Below are 20,345 nucleotides of genomic sequence, written 5' to 3' on the forward strand. Positions count from 1 at the left end.
TGCGCGCGCGACGCAGAGGTCAGATGTAATTTTCCAGCGCTTCCGGCGGCTGGATGGTGGCGAATTCGATGGCGATGCCGTCATCGAAATGGCGCACGACACGGCCGCGCATGTTTCCGAGAAGGACATGCGAACCGAGCGCCGGCCTGGCCTCGATCTCGATTGCGGCGCCGGACATCGAAAGGTCCACGATACGACAGGGATAGGTGTCGCCGTCGGCGAGTTTGATTTCCGCATTCGGATCGCGCGGGACAATCCGCTCATGCCGACGATCTTCTGCTACGCCCATTTCGTTGCGGTTTGCGAACCAGTTCAACTGCGCCGCGAGTTTCTGCCGCTTTCTTTCGGTCGCCTTGATCTTGATTCGGAAGCCGTCTTCGGTCAGCGCGGACATCTTGCCTTCGACCCGTCCAATATGGTCGATATAGGCGATAATTCTCTCCTGGTTTTGTGGCCTGGCCGCACAGCGAAAATAGGCCTCGAAGGGAGACATTTCTACCGCAACGCATTGATATTCATTGAAATCCGCGCACATGAGCCGCCCGCTGAGATCAAGGGCGACTACCTTGTGTCCATTTCCCTCTGGATCAGGCGTGATAATGCGCTCCAATGTCGGCCTCGTCGTTTGCATGGAATACTGAACCTTGAAAGGGTGGGATCCAGCCACCGTTATATTATATATCTATGCTCAACCGTTAACAACCGGTAATAGATGTTATCGATGGAAACGATACAATTATAATTAGAAGTCCATCAGATAAAAGATCAATGGTTGCAAACTGGTATTATCCATCTTGGTTAACAATTTGTTGGCGAGTGTTTGCCATTCAGCCGGCAGCCTGTGCGCGTTTTGTCGAGCCACTTCTTTTTTTGCGCCGAACGGAATACTAGCTAAGTCCGATTCAGTGTGAAAGGCGCGTGTCATGGCGGATAGACAGCCGGATCAAGAACACAACGGTCCCGCAGGCGACTGGTCGAGCGGGCGACCGCCGCGACAGCCGATTTTCAATCTGCCGGCGGTCGTCACCTGGGCGACATTCGCGATGTGGTTCATCCATATAGCCAGGGCCTACGTCCTTACGCAGGACCAGAATATTTTCGTTCTCATTCATGGCGCCTTTATTCCGATACGCTATGAATCCGTGTCGCTGTTTACCGATCCGGCTGCTTTCTGGACGCCGGTCACCTATTCCTTGCTTCACGCGAATTTCGCGCACTTGATCGTCAACACGCTTTGGCTCATCGCATTTGGCGCGGTTGTCGCGCGTCGAATCGGAACACAGCGATTTGTCATATTCTGGATCCTGTCGGCTATGGCGTCGGCGGGGCTGTATTTCCTGTTTCATGCGCAGAGCGGCGCTCCGATGATCGGCGCTTCCGGCGTGATATCAGCTCTCATGGGCGCTGCGGCTCGTTTCGCCTTCCCCAGGCACGGCGGCTTCAATCGCCTCAATGCGCACAGGCTGCCTTATCAGACGCTGCAGGAAACCCTCGTGAACCGCACTGTGATCACTTACGTGGTGATATGGTTTGCAATAAACGCGATTGCGGCCTTCGGCCTGCTTGGCGGACCGGGCCCCGATGCGCAGATCGCCTGGGAAGCGCATGTCGGCGGCTTTCTCTTCGGCTTCTTTGCATTTCGGTTCTTCGACGTCGGCTCGCATTTCAAACCTGCCGCCTGAGCCTTTGGCGCAATGGCTTAAGTCTCACATTTCATTTCGTTTCACGAAGAATTCGCGATCAGTCTCCGCGCTACCATTTGCTTGCAATTCGCCTCGGCTGCGCGCACGATACGATGACTGATGCGCCGATATGGCGGCCGGGAAAGGATGCCGCCGTAACGAATGTGAGTGAGGAGACACCCATGACAGTCAAGGCAATACTCGATCAGAAGGGCCGTGAAGTGATCACGGTCACGCCTGAAATCTCACTGTCGGAAGCCAACGCCAGGCTGGCGGAGTACAAGATCGGCGCCGTCGTCGTCGTCGACGGGTCCGACAGGATCTGCGGGATCCTGTCGGAACGCGATATTGTGCGCGCGCTGGCAGCCAAGGGGGCTGACGCGATGTCCGGACCGGTCTCATCCGCCATGACGGCGAATGTAAAGGTCTGCAGCGAGACCCATTCGGTCAATCAGTTGATGGAGATGATGACGCAGGGACGGTTCCGTCACCTGCCGGTCGAGGTCGACGGAAAACTGGGAGGCCTCGTCTCGATCGGCGACGTCGTACGCCTGCGCATCGAACAGGTCGAGCGCGAAGCCGAGGAAATCAAGGCCTATATCGCCAGTTAATCGACTGCGGCGGCAATCTTTGCCGCGTTGGCCTTGAGTTCGTCCGCGTCGCCCTGCTGCGAGGCGGGCGGGAGAAGGGCGACGCCCTCGAAACGCGGAATAACGTGGACATGCAGGTGGAACACCACTTGTCCGCCAGCAGCTTCGTTGAATTGCTGGATGGTCACGCCGTCGGCCGCGAATGCCTTCTTGCAAGCCCGCGCTATCCGTTGGACGGTTTTTCCTACGCTGGCGTAGTCTTCATGCGCGATATCGAGAATATTGCGCGCCGGGTTTTTCGGAATGACCAGGCAATGTCCGGGTCCGCGAGGCATGATGTCCATGAAAACCAGCGTGTCTTCATCCTCGAAAACCTTGTGGCAGGGCAGTTCGCCACGGAGAATCTTCGCGAAGATGTTCTGATCGTCATAGGCCGGTTCATTCATCCCGATAGTCCTCGTTCATGCTTGGTTGGCGGTGAGATACACATGAAGGGGCGCGTCTGTTCCGTCAAGAACGAGTATGGTTGCAAAGACTGGTTATTTCGTGTCGGCGCGATTTGTATATAGTGTCTGGCGAGATGGATATTTCGGTAACTCTTCATCGATAGGTTGCTAACAAATCAAAATGGAGGAATTAAAATGGCGTCGAAGAATGTTTGTGAAGTCCTGCTGGACAACCTCGCTCATGCTGGAGCCCATCACATTTTCGGCGTCACAGGCGATGCGCTCAATCCGTTCCTCGAGGCGATCCGCGGAGACGGACGCTTCGAGTGGTTCGGCGTGCGCCACGAGGAAAACGCAGCCTATGCAGCCTATAGCCAGGCGGCGCTGAGCGGCGGAATAGGCGTGTGCGCAGGCACGGTCGGCCCGGGCGCTCTGCACCTGATAAACGGTCTCTACAACGCCAAGAAGGAGCGGGCGGGCGTTGTTGCGATCACCGGTCAGGTCGCCCACAAAGAGCGCAGCACGAACTATCACCAGGAAGTAAACCTGGAGAAGATTTTTGACGACGTCTGCGGCTTTCAGGCGATTATTCACACGGCCGAAGCGGCGCCGCGGCTGATGCAGATGGCGATTCAGAAAGCGCTGATCGAGCGCGAGGTCGTGCGCATAGAATTGCCCATCGACGTCACCGAACAGAAAGTGCCAGAAATCCGCAAGGACTTCCATTTCGTGACGAAACCTTCGGCGATTATCCCGCCGCAGGAGGAAATCGAACGCGCCGCCGACCTGATTAATCAGGGCAAGAAGGTGGCGTTCTTCTGCGGTCACGGCTGCCACGGCGCGAGAGATGAAATCGTGGAGCTCGCCAAACGCATTCACGCGCCGATCACCCATACTCTCAAGGGCAAGGAAGTCTTCGACTATGATGACGGTCCCGTGGTCGGCATGACGGGCCTCCTGGGCAATCCGGGCGGCTATCACAGCGTGCGGGACTGCGACGTTCTGGTGATGCTGGGAACCGACTTTCCCTATGAGTGGTTCATTCCCGACGGCATCGAGGTCGTCCAGGTGGATTGCCGCGCCGAAAATGTCGGCAGGCGGACAAATGTCACGGTTGGGCTGATCGGCACGATCAAGGAGACCGTCGGTCTGCTCGCGCCCCTGATAAAGGACAAGTCGGACGCCGATTTCTTCGACAAGCAGAAAAAGCGGTCGTCGAAATGGTTGAAAGCGATGGAGGAGCAGGGGTCGCCGGAACGCACTTCCAAGCCATTGCATCCTCAACTTTTCGCCAAGGCTGTGTCGGATATGGCGGACGACGATGCGGTTTTCGCGGCCGATGTCGGCGAATGCACAGTGTGGCTCGCGCGTCAGATGCGTTTGAAGGGCGAGCGCCGCATGGTCAGCGCCTTCAATCACGGCTCCCTCGGTTCCGGCCTGCCCTCCGCGCTCGGCGCGATTGCGCTCAATCCCGGACGTCAGGTCTGGTCGCTATGCGGCGATGGCGGCTTCGGTATGGCCATGCAGGACTTCGTCACCGCCGTGCGCTATGACTGGCCGCTCAAGGTGATCATCTTCAACAATTCCGAACTGGGTTTCGTCAAAATGGAGATGGAGGTCGCGGGCTACGCCTACAACAAGAACGCCACGCATCTGCAGAATCCGGACTTTGCTGAATACGCGAAGATCTGCGGCGGAGACGGCGTTCGGGTTGAAGACGCTGATCAGGTCATTCCCGCCATCGAAAAGGCCGCAGCATCCGACAAACCCTTCATTATCGATGCGATCGTCACGTCTGGCGAGTTCGCCATGCCGCCGCACATCGAAATTAATCAGGCCTGGGGCTTTGGCCTTGTAAAGGTCAAGGAAGGCATCCTGATGTTGAAGGGCGATGAAAGCCAGTGGGACAACTGGAAGGACGAAATCAAGGCTTCGCTGTAATCTGAATACAGTATCCGATTGAGATATCACCAAGATTCATAGTCATTTTCTGAAAAGAACTATGGTTAGGAATTGGTGATTTCTTAATTCTATTGTTGTTCAATCACCGAGTATGGCAGACACAATTGTTGTTTGCGCCGGTTGAGTATTGCGTTCCGGGTACTGGCCGAAAGCCGACTTCCCGGTTATTGATTGAAAGAACACCGTTTGCGAGAGCGAATGGGCGACGTATCGCGTACAGGGAAGGGGCAGCACGGGTTTGTTTCCAGACTTCAGGAACACTTGCTTCAAGCCGCACTGATAAATCGATGACGGGCTGCCGAACCATGTCTGAACGGGCGCATTCCAGGGGCAGACATTGTCTCGCCGCGATGCTTTGCGCCGGCTTGATTCATGTTCCTCAGGCGGCTTTTGCGTTCGAGCTTTTCGGGATCCATCTGTGGGGCAAGAAACAGGAAGCGGTCGAAGAAGTCGAACCCGTCCCCGATCCAGTCACCTACAAGGTTGAACTCAGCGTCGACAACGAAGAGATCAAATCGGATCTTGAATCTTCGTCGCTTCTACTCGCGGAAGAAACCAAGCCGCCCTCGGGTACGATCGGGCTTCTGACCCGCGCGCACAATGACCAGAGGCGGCTCGTTGCGACGCTGTACTCGCTGGGCTATTACGGCGGCATCGTTTCGATCCTTGTAAACGGTCGTCCGTATGAACTGGTCCCGATCGACGCCGGCCTGGACAGGGCCGGAACCGTCAATGTCGTGATCCACGTCAAGACCGGCCCTTTGTTCCATTTTGCCCCGGCGGATGTCGTCGCCTCGGACGGCGAGGCGGTGGACCTGTCGGAATATGGCGTGGTCCCTGGCGAGGTCGCGCAATCCGGACAGGTCGCGCAGGCCGCCTCAAAGGTGGTGAGCGCCTGGCGCGACAAGGGCTACGCCTTTGCGAAGATTTCGAACCAGGAACTTATCGCCAATCACAACAACGATCTGCTGGAAGTCAAATTGCGCCTCGATACGGGCATAAAGACGGTTTTCGGCGATGTGAAAGTGGTAGGCGCCGTAGACATAGAGCCGGATTTCATCATCCAGCAGGCAAATATCAGGCGCGGCGCGATCTTCAGTCCGAAAGACCTTGCCGACGCCAGCAAGCGGCTTCGCGCGCTGGGCGTGTTCTCCAGCGTCGTCATAGAGGAAGCGGGCGCTCCTGATCCCGACGGATCCGTTCCGGTCACGATTACGGTGAGTGAGCGCGATCCAAAGGGATTCGGCATCGGTCTGACCGCCGCCACGCAGGATGGCCTTGGTGGTGAGGCGTTCTGGGTGAACAGGAACCTGTTCGGCCGCGCGGAGTCTCTGCGCTTTGAAGCATCCATGCAGGGCGTCGGCCGCGATAATCTCGAAACCGATCTCGATTATCGCGCAGCGATGATTTTCTCGAAGCCCGGTGTCTTCGGACCGCTGACGACGTTCAGCACGAAACTCGAGGCCGAGCTTCTCGACAACGACGCCTATTTGAAAAAATCCGTTTCCGCCAATTTGGCGCTCGAACGGGAATTCACCGACACGGTCTCCGGCACGGCCGCGCTGGATATCGAATATGCTGACTTTACGGAAACCGTGTATCCGTCGCGATCACTGATCGTTTCGACGCCGCTGGAACTCACCTGGGACACCAGGGACGACAAGCTCAATCCCACGAAAGGCATGCGTTTTGTACTCTATGGAGAGCCGGCCTTCGATTTCGAAGATTCAGCGTCCTTCTTCAAGACAAAGGCGGTCTTTAGCGCCTATCAGGCGCTGAACGAGGCCCGGACATTCGTCCTCGCAGGCCGCCTTGCCGCCGGCACGATCGTAGGCGCAGGCATATCCGAGGTGCCTCCCGACCGGCTGTTCTTTGCCGGCGGCGGCGGTTCGATCCGTGGCTACGCCTATCAGGCGGCAAGCCCGCGCGACAGCGAAAACGAACTGATTGGCGGCTTGTCGCTGATCGAGGCGTCCGTTGAAGCCCGCGTCGGACTGACCGAGAATTTTGGCCTTGCCTTCTTTGTCGACACCGGCGGCGCCTTCTCGTCATCGACCCCGGGCGATGGCGGCCAATGGTACACCGGCGTCGGCGCGGGCGTGCGCTACAATACGCCGGTTGGGCCGTTGCGCATGGATTTCGCCATTCCGCTGGAACAGATCAGGGACGAACCCTCCTACGGGATTTATCTCGGGCTGGGTCAGGCGTTCTGATCGTTACCATTGATTGAGTGAATCGATATAGTGTCGCCGTTATTGAGCCTTACAAGGTAGGCATGATGAAGATCCTTACGCGCATTCTGCTTGGTCTTTGCATTGTGATCATCGTGCTGGTCGCTGCGGTGTTCGGGCTGCTTGGGACGCGTCCGGGTCTCGATCTTGTAGCCTCGGTCGTCAACTCCGTCGCCAGCAACGATGATCAGACAATCGAGATAACCGGTATAGACGGCGTTCTTTCCGGCAGGCCTTCGGTGGAAAAGGTGACGATCGCCGACCGTGAAGGCGTTTGGCTGACCGTTGCGAATGTTGAGGCGGAACTCGCGCTCCTGCCGCTCCTGACGGTGAATATCCAGGCGGCCGGACTTTCAGCCGACATGATCGACCTGGCAAGGCTGCCGCAGGGCAATCCGGAGGCCAAACCCGCGCCGAGCGATGGCGGCGGCTTTTCGCTGCCGGCTATTCGCGCCGACATTCAGAATATCTTCGTTCGCGAAATCAGGCTCGGAGAACCGGTCATCGGTGAGGCCGCCACTTTGCAATTGACCGGCGCCGCCATGCTTGACGACGCTCCGGTCAATATCGCCGGCAATCTCGAACTCCTGCGCACCGATGGCGCGCAGGGCGACATCAAGGCCGACTGGAAACTGGCGCCGGATACGAACGAACTGAAGCTGGATCTGGCCGTCAGCGAACCTCGCGACGGTCTGCTTGCGCGTACCCTTGATATTTACGGCCTGCCGTCGGTCGATGCGCGGATCAAAGGCGACGGGCCGCTCGACGACTGGCAGTCCGAGATTTCGGTGAGCCTCGACGGCGAGGAAACGGTTTCGGGAACGGTGGCGCTTTCCTGGACACAGGATCGCCAGCAGGTTTCCGGCGCCCTGGCTGGACAACTGGCGCGATTGGCGCCGCAGCAAATCAAGCCGGTGCTCGCCGGTGAAACGGATATCAAGGTGGATGTGACCCGGGCGAGCGACAACACGCTTCGCATCGATACGCTGAGCGTCAAGTCACAACTCGCCTCGATCAGCGCCTCCGGCCATGTGCTGCCGGACAGCGACGCCGTCGACATGCAGGCCAGTCTCGAATTCGGCATGCCGGGCTCGGATGTGATGATCCAGCTCGACGACAATGCGTCCATCACCGTCGGGCATGTGCAGATGACCACGGCGCTAAAGGGGTCCATGGACGATGCGCAATGGCGGCTTGAGGCTGCAGTCGCATCGCTTTCCGACGACGCGCGGTCATTGACCGATCTGCGCATTACGGGAAGTTCGCCAGACATCAATGTGAATGCGCGTTCCGGTTCGGCCGTTGTCAAACTCGATATTGGTTCACTCAATTCGGGGCAGGCAGAAGTCGCGGATCTTGTGGATGGACCCGCCAGCATGACGCTTCAGGCGAACCTGGACGGCGACAGGCTTGACCTTCAGGATATTCAGTTCGCGCTGAACCAGATCAGGGGCGCTCTCAAGGGCGACGTCGATCTGGCTGATCTCTCGCTCTCGCTGGCTCTCAGCGCCAATGTTGCTGCGCAGAAGGAGGGGCTAGCCCACCAGTTGTTCGGCGATCAGGCGCTGGATGTTTCAGGAAATCTGGCGCGCAACGGCGAAGGGGTGCTGAGTTTCAGCAATCTCGACGTCAAGAGCGGCAATCTGATGCTTGGCGGCAAGGGGCAGCTTTCCTCAACTGCTCTCGAATTCGACGGAGACGTCGCGCTGCAAGACCTTTCAGCTCTCAATGCCGATGTCGCCGGTTCGGTGCAGGCCGACGTCCGTCTGAGCGGCTCTCCGGAAGATCCGTCATTCGAGATCACCGCCCGCGGTCGCGATGTCGTTGTCCTGGAAAATGCGCTCGAGGACCTCGTTCTCAAAGCGCAGGGCAGGAACGCGGTTTCGGATCTCGCCGCCGATATCAAGCTCGATGGCCGATATAACAAACAGCCTCTGTCAATCGTCGCCGATGTCAGTCGCGGCTCCGGACCGATACCGCTGATCAGCAATCTGATAGTGGACATTCCGGGCGTCACGGCCAGCGGAGGCCTCCAGCCAAACGCAGACGGTGTGGTAACCGGAGAACTCGACGTCGACGTCACCGCGCTTGAAGAACTCGCGCCGTTGTTGCTGCGCGACGATCTCGCGGGCAAGCTGACTGGCAAGGTCGTTTTCGCCGACAAAAATTCCCGCCAGACCGTCAACGCCAAGTTCAGCACCGACAGGCTCGACGCCGCCGGCGTCGTCGTCCAGAACATGACGGCCGATCTCAATGTTTCGATCCTGCCGGACGGACTTGGCATGCTGGCCGACGTCCGGGCCGGGCAGATTGACGCGCAAGGCCAGAAAATAACCGACGCCGTGGTCAAGGCCTCCGGCGATCTCGACAAGATGCCGCTCAGCATCAGCGCCAATGTGGCGGATTCTCCCGTCCGGGTTTCGGGCTGGGTTTCGATGGTCGACAATGTGACGACGATTGCGCTCGATGAGGCGAAAGGAACCTATTCGAACATTCCGCTGAACCTGACCCAGCCGATCGAGGTCCGAATTACCGGCGAAACGACGCAACTGCCGGACATCGCGCTGCAGATCGGACAAGGCACGGCGACTATTAGCGGCTCGGCCGGCGATCAGTTAGCCGTAGACGTCAAGATCGAGCGGCTGCCGCTGTCGATCATCGACAATGTCGCGGCAACCGGCATTGGGCCTCAGGGAACGCTCAACGCCACCGCAAAGATAACCGGCGCGTCGTCTGATCCGACAGTCGATTATCGAGTGAATGTCGAAAGCCTCTCAACCGAAATCACACGTTCCATACAGGCGCCCGCGCTTTCCATCGAATCCTCCGGCACGTTCGCGAGCATGGTCCTGAACACAACCAGCCGCGCCTTCGGGGGCGGGCTTGAATTGAACGCCAATGGCAGCGTCAATCTCAAAGGAGCCTCGCCTCAGCTCGATATCAGCCTGCAGGGCGCCGCCCCGTTTGCATTCGCGGGTCTGGCGCTGGCGTCGTCCGGCGTACAGATGAATGGCGTCGCCAACGTGTCATTGTCCGTGTCTGGTTCGGCAGCCAATCCGAATCTCAGCGGCCAGATATCGACCAGCGGAGCGACGTTTATCGAGGACGCCGCCCAGCTTGTAATTCGTGACATCGCGACCACGATTGATTTCACTGCGGCCCGAGCCACAATCAGCAGCCTGTCCGGACGTTTGGGCCAGAACGGCAAGATATCCGGTTCGGGCTATGTCGACCTGGACGCCGGCGCGGGCTTCCCGGCAGACATACAGGTGTCGCTTGACGACGGGGTCTATTCCGACGGGGAGATCGTCACGGCCGAGTTTGATGCAAAGATGCACATTAACGGGCCGGTCGCCACCACTGGAGTGCTGGACGGGACCGTCGATATCAGGCGCATGGACATCACTGTGCCCGATACGCTGCCGTCTTCCGTTCCGTTGGTCGACGTCAAACACATCAATCCGCCTGCGGCTGTCGCCCGGCAGACGCAGGAAATTACGAGCAGCAGTTCGAGTTCGAGCAGCGACGATACAGGTGGGTTGCAGCTCGATCTTACAGTCAGCGCGCCAGGACGGATATTCCTGCGTGGACGCGGCATGGATGCGGAGTTTCGCGGCAATATCGAGGTCGTTGGTTCGGTGGGCAATCCGAGCGCCACGGGTGATTTCGAAATGGTGCGCGGCCGCATCAACGTCCTGACAAAGCGTTTCGAGTTCAATCATGGCAAGATCATTTTCACAGGCCCACTCGATCCTACACTCGATTTCGAGACCGCGACGACCCAGAGCGGCGTTACCTTCTCGGTCAATGTCGATGGAACTGCTTCGTCGCCGCAGATTACGTTTTCCTCGAGCCCGGAGATGCCACAGGACGAAGTGCTCGCCCAGTTGTTCTTCGGAAAGGGCGTTTCAAACCTGTCCGCGATCCAGATCGCGCAACTGGCCGGCGCGATCGCCGAAATCAGCGGAACGGGTGGTGGCGGGGGTCTGTTTGGAAGCCTGCGCAATTTCACCGGACTCGATGACATCGATATTCAATCCGGAGGAAATGACGGTGAGACGACCGTCGGCATCGGACGCTATCTGAACGACAGGACCTATCTCAATGTCGAGAAGGGTCTGACAGGGGACTCGGGTCGCGTGCGCATTGATGTTGAACTGACGGATCATCTCAAGCTGCGTGGGGAAGCCGGAATCGACGGCAATACCAAGGCCGGCATTTTCTATGAGCGGGATTACAAGTAGACGGGCCGGAACAGGCATCGCCGATTGATTGGGTGTGGGGACATGATGGATACGCTTGCGCGTCGTATTGACCAGGGCAGAGGGGTGGAAAAGGCCGATCTGGTTCTGAAGGGCGGCGCGATTTTCGACCTTGTCACCGGCGCGTTCATTCACACAGATATCGCAATTTGCGGCGATGTGATCGTCGGTACATGCGGCGATTATGCTGGCGTGACGGAAATCGACATCACCGGCAAGACCGTCGTTCCGGGATTCGTGGACACGCACCTGCATATTGAATCGTCGGCCGTTACGCCGTTTGAATTCGATCGCTGCGTCCTGCCGCGTGGTGTCACCACCGCCGTCTGTGATCCGCATGAAATCGCCAACGTCATCGGCGCCGAGGGTATCCGCTATTTTCAGGCCTGCGCCGAAAACACGATCATGGATATCCGTATCCAGCTCAGCAGTTGCGTTCCGGCGACTGCTTTCGAGACGTCTGGCGCATCGCTCGACGTTCACGATCTGGAAGCGCTCCGAAACCACCCCAAGGTGCTCGGGCTCGCCGAAATGATGAATTATCCGGGCGTGCTCGCAAAGGATCCGGTCTGCCTGGAAAAGCTGGCGGCGTTCTCGGACGTCCCAATCGACGGCCACGCCCCGCAATTGCGCGGTCTCGACCTCAACGGATATTTGTCCGCCGGCATTCGCACCGATCACGAGGTGACGACGGCGGAAGAGGCGCTCGAAAAGCTGCAGAAGGGCATGCGGGTCTTCGTGCGCGAGGGGTCGGTGTCGAAGGACCTCGCCGCGCTGATGCCGATCATCACAGAGCGCAATTCACCGTTCATCGCCCTGTGCACGGACGATCGCAATCCGCTTGATATCGGCGAACACGGACACATCGACTACATGATCCGCACGGCGATCGCGGCCGGCGTCGAACCGCTTGCGATCTATCGCGCCGCCAGCCTGTCCGGCGCTCAGGCGCACACGCTGAGGGATCGCGGACTGATCGCCCCCGGCTGGCGGGCGGACATTGTCATCCTCAACGATCTGGGGTCATGCGATGTCGACCAGGTCGTCTGCGCCGGCCGCGTTGTCGACGAGGCGCTGTTTGCCACCCGCAGGCTTGTTCCGCCGGTGGGCCGTAACAGCGTTCACATACAGCCCGTCTCAGCGGAAGATCTGAAGGCCCACCAGACGAACGGAACCACGCCGGTCATCGGCGTCATTCCCGGCAAGATTATTACCGAGCATTTGGAATTGCGCCTGCCTGTCGAAGACAGCAGGCCGCAAATTGATTTCGAACAGGATGCGCTCAAAGTCGCGGTCATCGAGCGGCACGGTAAAAACAGCAATATCAGCGTCGGCTTCGTACACGGGTTCGGCCTCAGGAAGGGAGCGATCGCGTCAACCTTGGGTCACGACAGCCACAATCTGTGCATCGTCGGAACCAACGAGCGCGACATGGCGGTCGCCGCCAATCGGCTGGGCGAGATCGAGGGCGGTTTCGCGGTGGTCGAAGACGGCGAAGTCAAAGCCGAGATCAGTCTTCCCGTTGCCGGTCTCATGAGCCTTGAGCCCTACGAGACGGTCTATGACAGTCTGAAAAAACTTAGAGAGGCTGCATACGCGCTCGGCACGGTGCTTGAGGAGCCGTTCCTCCAGGTCGCCTTCCTGCCGCTGCCGGTCATTCCGCACCTGAAGATCACCGACCGCGGCATGTTCGACGTCGACCGTTTCGAACTGATCCGGGAGACTGCAGAAGACGCCGGTTAGATTTCATAATCAGTTTTGACCAATGCGCCCGTGTAGGAACAAAAAGAGAACATCGTTGCTGCATTTTCCGCTCGTCTGTGCTACAAGAAGGGCGTTGGAATTTGCCTGCAGCCATGCGCTTGATGCCTGAAAACGCGGATTCCCGAAACAAAGCCAGATCTCGTTTTCGCATGGAATTGGCGTAGAATTTTATAAATAACAATAAAAACAATAAGTTATTTGTGTTTTTTAACTGTCGGGAACGCTTTCTGACCGTTCACGCTGATAACGCCGCTCCAGCCCGAAGCAACCCCAGATCAGTCCGAGGATCAGGTAGAAGTGACGCCAGTGGTCCGTATCGATGACCGTGCCGATCAGGACATGCCCGACAAAAACGACATAGGCGCACAGCAGGAAGGGCTGCCAGGCCCGGTCCCGCAACAGGCATTTGAACCCGACGGCGAGAGTTAGGGCGATCAGCGTGAAATAGGAGGCGAAACCGATCCAGCCATAGTCCAGCAACGCTTTCAGCCAGATGTTGTGGGTGTCTTCCCCATAGATCGTGCCGAAGACCACCGGCCCGATGCCGAGCGGATGCTCCATGGCCATGTAAAACCCGATGCCGTGCCGGGCAAAGCGTCCGTAAACGGCGGTGTCATAAGATTGCACCAGTTGCGCGCGGTCGGCGAACAGGCTCGAGACCTGTTCGAACTGGAGGGCGACGACGAGCGCCACGACGACGAGGCCCAGCCCGGCGACGCTCAGCCCAATGATTTTCATTCTGAAGGCAGGGGCGTTTTCCTTGAGGAGCATCAACAGGATCAACAGGGCGACCGACAGGAAGTAGAGGCCCCATGCCGCGCGTGAAAACGAGAGGAAGACGCCGAAGCTCAGAACAAGAAAGGCGGCTATCCGCAAAGGCGCTGCCAAGAGCGGCCCGGACAGGATCGAGTGCAGGAGGAAGACGATTGGCAGGATCAGAAACGGCCCGAACACATTGGGGTCCTGAAATGTGCCCTTGGCGCGATCGTAGAGAATGAAGGCTTCGCTGCCCGGTATAAGATAGAAATAGGCGGCGATACCGATGGTCGCGGTAACCAGCGCGCCGGCGAGATAGGCGTAGAAGATGGTTGCAAGCCGGCTTTCGTCCTGTTCGATGATCGCGGCGAAGAAGACCGCCGACAGCGCCAGAAACAACGATACGGCCATATATAGGACGGCGTCGAAATTGAGCTCCGCCATTGTAGTCAGCGAGAGCAGGCCGCCGACATTGAAAAACACAAGGAGAGCCAGCAGCGACGCTGCGTTGGCGGTGATCCTCAGTCCAAGGATGAACCAGACGCCGATCAGCGCCGACATGTAGAGTTCGTAGGGCGCCGGTTCGTTGATGACGAAGCCGGACAGGAACGCGCCCAGTCCGATAAACGCCTTCGCCGGATTTATCCTGAGGACGAAACGTCGGGCCGGTATGGAAGCAGCCGCCGTCAATAGGCGTTGACCCCCTTGATCAGGTTGATGGGCGTCAGGAAGAGAATCTTGAGGTCGAAAAGCAGCGACCAGTTTTCGATGTAGTAGAGATCGAACGCCGTGCGCTGGCGGATTTTCTCGTCACTGTCTATCTCACCGCGCCAGCCGTTGATCTGGGCCCAGCCGGTCACGCCCGGCTTCACCTTGTGACGCCCGAAATATTCCTCGACGATCTCGTTGAATATCCGGTCGTGCGATCGGGCGTGCACGGCGTGCGGGCGGGGTCCGACGAGGGAAAGATCGCCCTTCAGCACGTTGAAGAACTGCGGCAGTTCGTCGATCGAGGTGCGTCTTAAGAAACGGCCGACGGGAGTCACACGAGGATCATCCTTGGTGACCGGCCTGATCGCCGTCTGGTCCGTCTGATCGACATACATGGACCGGAATTTGTGAACGTCGATGGTTTCGTTGTTGAAGCCGTGCCGTTTCTGCGTGAAGATGACGGGGCCGCGCGATGTGGCCTTCACGGCGATGGCGGCGCCCAGCATGATCGGCCATAAAAGCAGGATGCCCAGCACGCTGAAAAAGATGTCGAATGCCCGTTTCGCGACTGAATCCCAGTCGGTGATCGGCCTGTCGAGAAGGTCGAGCAACTGCACCGTGCCGATGGACGAGTAGGCGCGGGGACGAAAGCGCAATTCGCTGGAATGCGCGGCCAGGCGTATGTCGACAGGCAGGACCCAGAGCTTCTTGAGCAACTGGGCGACCCGCTTTTCCGCCGTCAGCGGCAATGTCAGGATCAGCATGTCGATGCGCACGAGCCTGGCTAGTTCGACGAGTTCGCTGATGTTGCCCAGTTTCGGATATCCGGCGACGATAGGCGGCGAACGCCTGTTGTCGCGGTCATCGAAAATGCCGCAAATCCGGACGTCGTTTTCCGGCTGTTTCTCCAGTGACCGGATAAGCTTTTCCGCCGGTTGGCCGCCGCCGACGATAATGGCCCTGCGTTCCATCGTGCCGTCGCGCACCCATCTTCGGATACTGAAAGCCACGAAGTGGCGCCAGATGACAAGCGTCGCCAAGCCGGTAACAAACCATGATCCGAACCAGACGCGGGAAAAACTGGCGCCGATTTTCAGGAAGAAGGCCAGAACCGCCATGGCGGAAAACGCGATCAGCCAGCCGACGATGATGCGCGGTATATTGCGCAGAGGTGAACGCAGCGACTGGATCTGATAGGTGTCCGCGATTTGAAAGGCGAGAACGGCGAGCGCCGATCCCATAAGGATCGTAAACAGATATCCGAAGGAGAAGCCGGACCGCGGCAGGACGTAGATCAGTTGTATGGTAAGTCCTGAGAGCGCCAGCAGGCAGAAATCCACCAGACGTATCAAGCCCGTCATGATGACGGGTGAAACGCCTTCATCGCCAAGTTGCGCCGAAAGCTGCGCAGCCAGTCGCTTTACCTTCTCTCTGTCCGCTTCGCCAAGCGGAGCAATGACCGGTTCCGGCGCTTTCGCGTCGTCCTGAGCGTGGATTCTATCGGTATTCATGTCTCAAGCAATTCCAGGAAGGCGGACGCGCCGCGCTTTCAGCGTAGTTTTCCTTCTGTGATGGATCCTGACCACAGATAGCAGGTAAGTACGCTCAAATTAAACAGGAGCCCTTAATTTTTGTTGAGGGCGGGCCGGCTAGCGGCAAACGTCTGTCAAAGACTGCAGACTTGGTAAATATTCAATATCCTGTCCGCCATTGCTGCGGAAGAGAATTGTCTCCGAAATTCTTCGGTTTCCGGCATTTCGGCCGCAAGGCGGTCCGGGTTTTTCACCCCTTCTGACATTGCCGTCGCCAGCAGGTCGATACTGTCGGTCGGAACAAGCGCCGGACTCTCCGCGCCGAGGACTTCCGGAATGCCGCCGACGCGCGAGGCGATGACAGGGCGTCCGGCGGCGATCGCTTCGAGAACGATATAGGGCATGGATTCAGCGCGCGAGGGGACCACCACGATGCGTCCCTTGCGAAATGCGTTTCTCGCGGGCATGGCCGGCGACATTTCGATCCGTGCGCCGTATCCGCGCTGGATGATCGTTTTCTTGTACGCGTCGGACGATTCACCATCGCCCACCATCCTGGCCCGTAGCGGTCTGCCTACAATGCGTTCCGCCATGCCGAAGGCCTCGATGAACCGGTCCGGTCCCTTCAGTTTCCGCATCATGCCGATAAACAGGAAATCAGCAGCGTCGCCGTCCGGAGCAACCGGTTCGAACTCTTCTTCGCTGACCCCGTTATGCACCACATGCCACTGCGCCTGCGGCGGTCCGACTTTCTCGGAGTAGGCCTCTTGCTCATAGCGGCTGACGAATATCAGCTGATCGGTGCGACGTTCTAGCATGCGTTCGATCGCGAAGAAGGCACGGCCATGCAGGGTCTTCGGCGAATAGTGCAGAGACCCGCCATGCGGAGAATAAAGACGGGCTACGCGAGACCCTTTCGCCCGTAATCGTGAGCCGATGACGCGCGCCAATGCGCCGCCCTTGGCTCCATGCCCATGTAGTATGTCAGGTTGAAGGTTGCCGATCACCTGGCCGTAGCGGTATAATGCGAACAGGTCTGCCGGGGTAATCGCGCGCCTCACAGGAAGGCGCGTTACCCCCAGTTTCAGCATCGGCAAAATGGTGTCGAAGAGAGCGTCCTCGTGGGCGCCTCCCGTAATGCTGTCGCAGACGATGCCGACTTCGTGTCCGACGGCGCTGTGATGGCGGGCCAGATCCCTGACATGCCGGAAGATGCCGCCGATCGGCGAGCGGAAGCAGTGAATGATCCTCAAGGGTCGGTCAGCGCCGTTCATGGGCGTCTAAAACAGTCTCTCGCGAATATAAATTGTGTCGCCGCCAATGATCGGGTCGGAAATCGGCACGCGACCGGTTATGACTTCGCCATTGACCTGCCGGGTGACGTCGGCGTTGGCCTGGTTGGCCCGCACCGTAAATCCGCCGGCGATGGCGATTGCATTCTGCACGGTCATTCCCGGGACATAGGTGTATTGGCCGGCGGCGTTGACTTCGCCCATCACGAAGATCGAGCGATGCCGGTCCACCTGCACCGTCACGTCGGGATCGCGCAGGAAGCCCTGGCGCAGGCCGCTGGCGATCTTGCCTTCGAGCGACTGCGCCGTCTGGCCGCGCGCGCTTACGGCGCCAACGAGGGGAAAGGCAATATAACCAGCCTGATCGACCGTGTAGGTGTTCGAGATGTCATCCTGACCGTAAACGGTGATGCGCAGAACGTCGCCCGCGCCAAGACGGTAGGGTTCGATCACCGCTTCGTGGAACGCGTCGGGAGCAGGGCGATAGCCGCTACAGCCATATGGCGCTATCGCCAATACGGCTAGTGACGCCACTATCGCATATCTGAAACTCCGAAACGCCATAACTGTGATACCTGGTGGCAAGAGTGCTCCATCCGGCCTCCTTTATCGAACGGTTAAGGTTAATGTCCGGTAAAACACCCCGGCTTAATTTGAATTGTCTCCGGAGGGCGCTTCTGCACGCTGGAAGCTGTTTAACGGTTAGGTTACCATGTTCGTTTACGCTTCGCGGCGCTGTATATATCCGTACACGCGCGCATAGGAGCCTTGGCGGATTGCGATGGGCAGGGCAGGAGTCTGACGTATGAGCCGGAATGGCGATGGCAACGGTGATGTGGAAATCGACATAGCGCGTCTGATCGCCGCTGTATGGCGCCGGCGCGCGGCCGTGATTTCTCTCGTCGTTCTGGTCTGTGTCATCGCGCTTTCGGTGCTGTCGATGATTCCGTCCCGCTACCGTGCGGAAACACGCATCCTGATCGAGACGCGCGACACGATCGCCGTGCGGTCTGCGCCGCTGGATGGCGTCGAAAACCAGTATCTGGACCAGGAGGGGGTTGCGAGCCAGGTCGAGATCATGCGCTCGACCGATCTGATCAGGGCGGTAGCCGAGAGGCTCGACCTTACGTCCCATCCCGAATTCAGCGCAGCGGCCCGCCCATCTTTGATATCCCGCGTCATGATCATTGTCGGGCTCGAGCCCGATCCATCCGACGCGCCACCCGGCGAGCGGCTTGTCGAACTCTTCCGCGAGCATCTGAAGATCTACCAGGTTGCGAGCTCCCGCGTCATCGTCGTCCAGTTCTGGTCGGTTGATCGGGAGTTGTCGGCGCAGGTGGCCAATGCTATCGCAGACGCCTATCTGGAAATTCAGAGCGGCGCCAAGCAGGTCTCCAACGCGGACGCCAGCGCCTGGCTGGAGCCGGAAATCCAGCAACTCGGCGACAGGGTGCGCGAGGCCGAGGCGAAAGTCGCCCGCTACCGCGCCGACGCTGATCTGCTCCTGGTCGACGGCAATGAAACCCTGGTGACCCAGCAACTCAGCGATATCACCAGCGAGATTGCAGCGGTTCGGGCGGAAAGAGCGAATGCGCAAGCGCGGGCGGAAACGGTGCGCAATGCGATCGAACGTGGCCAGTCCACCGACGCATTCAGCAATGTAATTGAATCCGAGCAGGTTCTGCGCTTGCAGGACCGCCGGGCTTCAGTCCAGTCGGAACTCGCGGATCTGTCGACAACCTTGCTCGATCGCCATCCGCGCATGCGGGCCCTGCGTTCCCAACTCGAGGATATCGATCGTCAGATCCGCAGTGAAACGACGCGCGTGCTCAGCAGTCTCGAGAACGAGGCGGAAGTCGCCCGCGTCAGGGAACGTGAACTCGTCAGTCAACTGGACGAATTGAAACAGAACTCCGCGCAGGCAGGCGACCGGGAAGTCGAACTGCGAGCGCTGGAGCGGGAAGCCGCGGCCCAGCGTCAATTGCTGGAATCCTATCTCAGCCGATATCGCGAGGCGAATTCGCGGATGAACCCGGCGAGTTTGCCAGCCGATGCGCGGGTTATTTCTCGCGCGCTGGTTCCCTCCGAACCCTATTTCCCGAAAGCGATTGCCACGGTCATGATGGCGGGTCTGGCGACGCTCATGCTGGCCTCGATGGTCATTATGCTGCGTGAACTGTTTGCCGGCGAAGGCCTGCGTGGCGATTCCAGCGCGAGACCGTTCAGAGAAGAAGAGCTGGACGATTCTGTCAGTGGGGAAAAAGTCGTTGATGGGCCTGCAGCCGACATGGATTTGACCGAGGATTCAGAAAACGCCGTCGCCGAAGAGCAGCGAACGACGCCTGATGCTGCAGCAATTGAGCCGGAAAAAGATCGAGCTTATGCATTTGAGACCCCCTCTGTCCGCAATACCCTGATGGATACAAAACCGGCGCCGGAGCCGCGGCCAGTCATCGCGACTGCGGTTCCGGCGGACAACGGCGGTCAGCTTGAAAAGGCGGATATGGATAAGCGCAACGGCGGAAACAGCGTCAGCGGCGTCGCGGGCCATCTGAGAAGTACCGAGGCCCCGATCGCCGTCATTATCTCGCCTGAAGGAGACAGGGGGTCCACCACCTCCGTTATGTTGGCGCGTATGCTCGCCAACGATGGTCAACAGGCGCTGCTTGTGGATATGACCGGTTCGGCCTGTCCGACGCGCATGATGACGATGCAGAACGATCTGCAAGGCGTGACCAATGTGCTCGTCGGAGAATGTTCACTGTCGGAGGCCGTCCATGGCGATCGCCTTTCAGCCGCGCACATTATGCCGCAAGGCACCGCCGATCCGGTGCAGGCGATGAGTCATTCCAGTCAGTTACCGCACATCGTTGAAGCCCTGTCTCAGGTCTATGATATCGTGGTCATTGAATGCGGCCCGACCGACTCGCGGGGCGTGCGACGGCTGCTCGGAGACGAGAACATCGAGCTGATCGTGTCCGTGGTTCATCCCGACGAGGATCTGATGACTGAAATTCTGAGCGATTTCCATTCTCACGGCTTCGACAATTTCGTTGTCATGAGCCCGGGCGTCGGCGCGCCGCCCGAGAGGCCTGATCGCAGCGCTGCCTGAATATC

13 protein-coding genes are annotated in these 20,345 nt (G+C 58.7%); 7 read left to right on the forward strand and 6 right to left on the reverse strand.

Going from position 1 to position 20,345, the window contains the following annotated elements; translation table 11 throughout:
- Nucleotides 1–19 precede the first annotated feature (19 nt).
- On the reverse strand, nucleotides 20–631 hold the full coding sequence (locus AAFN47_RS05420; RefSeq protein WP_499808194.1) for a PilZ domain-containing protein: 612 nt from the start codon (nucleotides 629–631) through the stop codon (nucleotides 20–22).
- 292 nt (nucleotides 632–923) lie between these two features.
- Here AAFN47_RS05420 and AAFN47_RS05425 point away from each other — a divergent pair, with 292 nt between their 5' ends.
- Nucleotides 924–1,682, forward strand: a complete 759-nt coding sequence (locus tag AAFN47_RS05425; RefSeq protein WP_499808195.1) for a rhomboid family intramembrane serine protease — start codon at nucleotides 924–926, stop codon at nucleotides 1,680–1,682.
- A gap of 182 nt (nucleotides 1,683–1,864) precedes the next feature.
- Entirely contained in the window at nucleotides 1,865–2,293 is a 429-nt protein-coding gene (locus AAFN47_RS05430) for a CBS domain-containing protein (protein WP_499808196.1), read from the forward strand.
- Here AAFN47_RS05430 and AAFN47_RS05435 read toward each other — a convergent pair.
- On the reverse strand, nucleotides 2,290–2,718 hold the full coding sequence (locus AAFN47_RS05435; protein WP_499808197.1) for an HIT family protein: 429 nt from the start codon (nucleotides 2,716–2,718) through the stop codon (nucleotides 2,290–2,292). The genes AAFN47_RS05430 and AAFN47_RS05435 overlap by 4 nt on opposite strands.
- 195 nt (nucleotides 2,719–2,913) lie before the next feature.
- Between AAFN47_RS05435 and AAFN47_RS05440 the strand changes: the two genes are divergently transcribed.
- From AAFN47_RS05440 to ade, 4 genes are all read left to right on the forward strand, one after another.
- On the forward strand, nucleotides 2,914–4,659 hold the full coding sequence (locus AAFN47_RS05440; RefSeq protein ID WP_499808198.1) for a thiamine pyrophosphate-dependent enzyme: 1,746 nt from the start codon (nucleotides 2,914–2,916) through the stop codon (nucleotides 4,657–4,659).
- 326 nt (nucleotides 4,660–4,985) lie between these two features.
- A complete protein-coding gene (locus tag AAFN47_RS05445; RefSeq protein ID WP_499808199.1) occupies nucleotides 4,986–6,893 on the forward strand; it encodes an autotransporter assembly complex protein TamA in 1,908 nt (635 codons plus the stop codon).
- A 62-nt stretch (nucleotides 6,894–6,955) separates the two neighbouring features.
- Nucleotides 6,956–11,155, forward strand: a complete 4,200-nt coding sequence (locus AAFN47_RS05450) for a translocation/assembly module TamB domain-containing protein (protein ID WP_499808200.1) — start codon at nucleotides 6,956–6,958, stop codon at nucleotides 11,153–11,155.
- A 42-nt stretch (nucleotides 11,156–11,197) separates the two neighbouring features.
- Nucleotides 11,198–12,916, forward strand: a complete 1,719-nt coding sequence (ade, locus tag AAFN47_RS05455) for an adenine deaminase (RefSeq protein WP_499808201.1) — start codon at nucleotides 11,198–11,200, stop codon at nucleotides 12,914–12,916.
- 228 nt (nucleotides 12,917–13,144) lie between these two features.
- Here ade and AAFN47_RS05460 read toward each other — a convergent pair whose 3' ends face one another.
- The 4 genes from AAFN47_RS05460 to AAFN47_RS05475 all read right to left on the reverse strand — a co-directional run bounded on the left by AAFN47_RS05460 (nucleotide 13,145) and on the right by AAFN47_RS05475 (nucleotide 17,792).
- Nucleotides 13,145–14,383, reverse strand: a complete 1,239-nt coding sequence (locus tag AAFN47_RS05460) for an O-antigen ligase family protein (protein WP_499808202.1) — start codon at nucleotides 14,381–14,383, stop codon at nucleotides 13,145–13,147.
- Nucleotides 14,380–15,915 (reverse strand): undecaprenyl-phosphate glucose phosphotransferase, encoded by a 1,536-nt coding sequence (locus tag AAFN47_RS05465; protein WP_499808203.1) that lies wholly within the window; start codon nucleotides 15,913–15,915, stop codon nucleotides 14,380–14,382. Before AAFN47_RS05465 ends, AAFN47_RS05460 begins: the two co-directional genes overlap by 4 nt.
- A gap of 155 nt (nucleotides 15,916–16,070) precedes the next feature.
- Nucleotides 16,071–17,210: a glycosyltransferase family 4 protein gene (locus AAFN47_RS05470; RefSeq protein ID WP_499808204.1), complete on the reverse strand. Its 1,140-nt coding sequence runs from the start codon at nucleotides 17,208–17,210 to the stop codon at nucleotides 16,071–16,073.
- Between the two features lie 6 nt (nucleotides 17,211–17,216).
- Nucleotides 17,217–17,792 carry a polysaccharide biosynthesis/export family protein gene (locus AAFN47_RS05475; protein WP_499808205.1) on the reverse strand — a complete coding sequence of 192 codons (576 nt, stop codon included), beginning with the start codon at nucleotides 17,790–17,792 and terminating at the stop codon, nucleotides 17,217–17,219.
- A gap of 241 nt (nucleotides 17,793–18,033) precedes the next feature.
- Here AAFN47_RS05475 and AAFN47_RS05480 point away from each other — a divergent pair, with 241 nt between their 5' ends.
- Complete coding sequence (locus AAFN47_RS05480) at nucleotides 18,034–20,340, forward strand: exopolysaccharide transport family protein (RefSeq protein ID WP_499808206.1); 2,307 nt, start codon at nucleotides 18,034–18,036, stop codon at nucleotides 20,338–20,340.
- The last annotated feature ends 5 nt before the right edge of the window (nucleotides 20,341–20,345 follow it).

The sequence above is a fragment of the Hoeflea sp. CAU 1731 genome (assembly GCF_039888615.1).
Lineage (GTDB): Bacteria > Pseudomonadota > Alphaproteobacteria > Rhizobiales > Rhizobiaceae > Flavimaribacter.

Bases quoted from the DNA above. Each gene is read 5' to 3' on its own strand.
- AAFN47_RS05430 (WP_499808196.1), top strand. From the start codon at position 1,865: ATGACAGTCAAGGCAATACTCGATCAGAAGGGCCGTGAAGTGATCACG.
- AAFN47_RS05480 (WP_499808206.1), top strand. From the start codon at position 18,034: ATGAGCCGGAATGGCGATGGCAACGGTGATGTGGAAATCGACATAGCG.
- AAFN47_RS05425 (WP_499808195.1), top strand. From the start codon at position 924: ATGGCGGATAGACAGCCGGATCAAGAACACAACGGTCCCGCAGGCGAC.
- AAFN47_RS05445 (WP_499808199.1), top strand. From the start codon at position 4,986: ATGTCTGAACGGGCGCATTCCAGGGGCAGACATTGTCTCGCCGCGATG.
- AAFN47_RS05465 (WP_499808203.1), bottom strand. From the start codon at position 15,915: ATGAATACCGATAGAATCCACGCTCAGGACGACGCGAAAGCGCCGGAA.
- AAFN47_RS05435 (WP_499808197.1), bottom strand. From the start codon at position 2,718: ATGAATGAACCGGCCTATGACGATCAGAACATCTTCGCGAAGATTCTC.
- AAFN47_RS05420 (WP_499808194.1), bottom strand. From the start codon at position 631: ATGCAAACGACGAGGCCGACATTGGAGCGCATTATCACGCCTGATCCA.
- ade (WP_499808201.1), top strand. From the start codon at position 11,198: ATGATGGATACGCTTGCGCGTCGTATTGACCAGGGCAGAGGGGTGGAA.
- AAFN47_RS05440 (WP_499808198.1), top strand. From the start codon at position 2,914: ATGGCGTCGAAGAATGTTTGTGAAGTCCTGCTGGACAACCTCGCTCAT.
- AAFN47_RS05470 (WP_499808204.1), bottom strand. From the start codon at position 17,210: ATGAACGGCGCTGACCGACCCTTGAGGATCATTCACTGCTTCCGCTCG.
- AAFN47_RS05450 (WP_499808200.1), top strand. From the start codon at position 6,956: ATGATGAAGATCCTTACGCGCATTCTGCTTGGTCTTTGCATTGTGATC.
- AAFN47_RS05475 (WP_499808205.1), bottom strand. From the start codon at position 17,792: ATGGCGTTTCGGAGTTTCAGATATGCGATAGTGGCGTCACTAGCCGTA.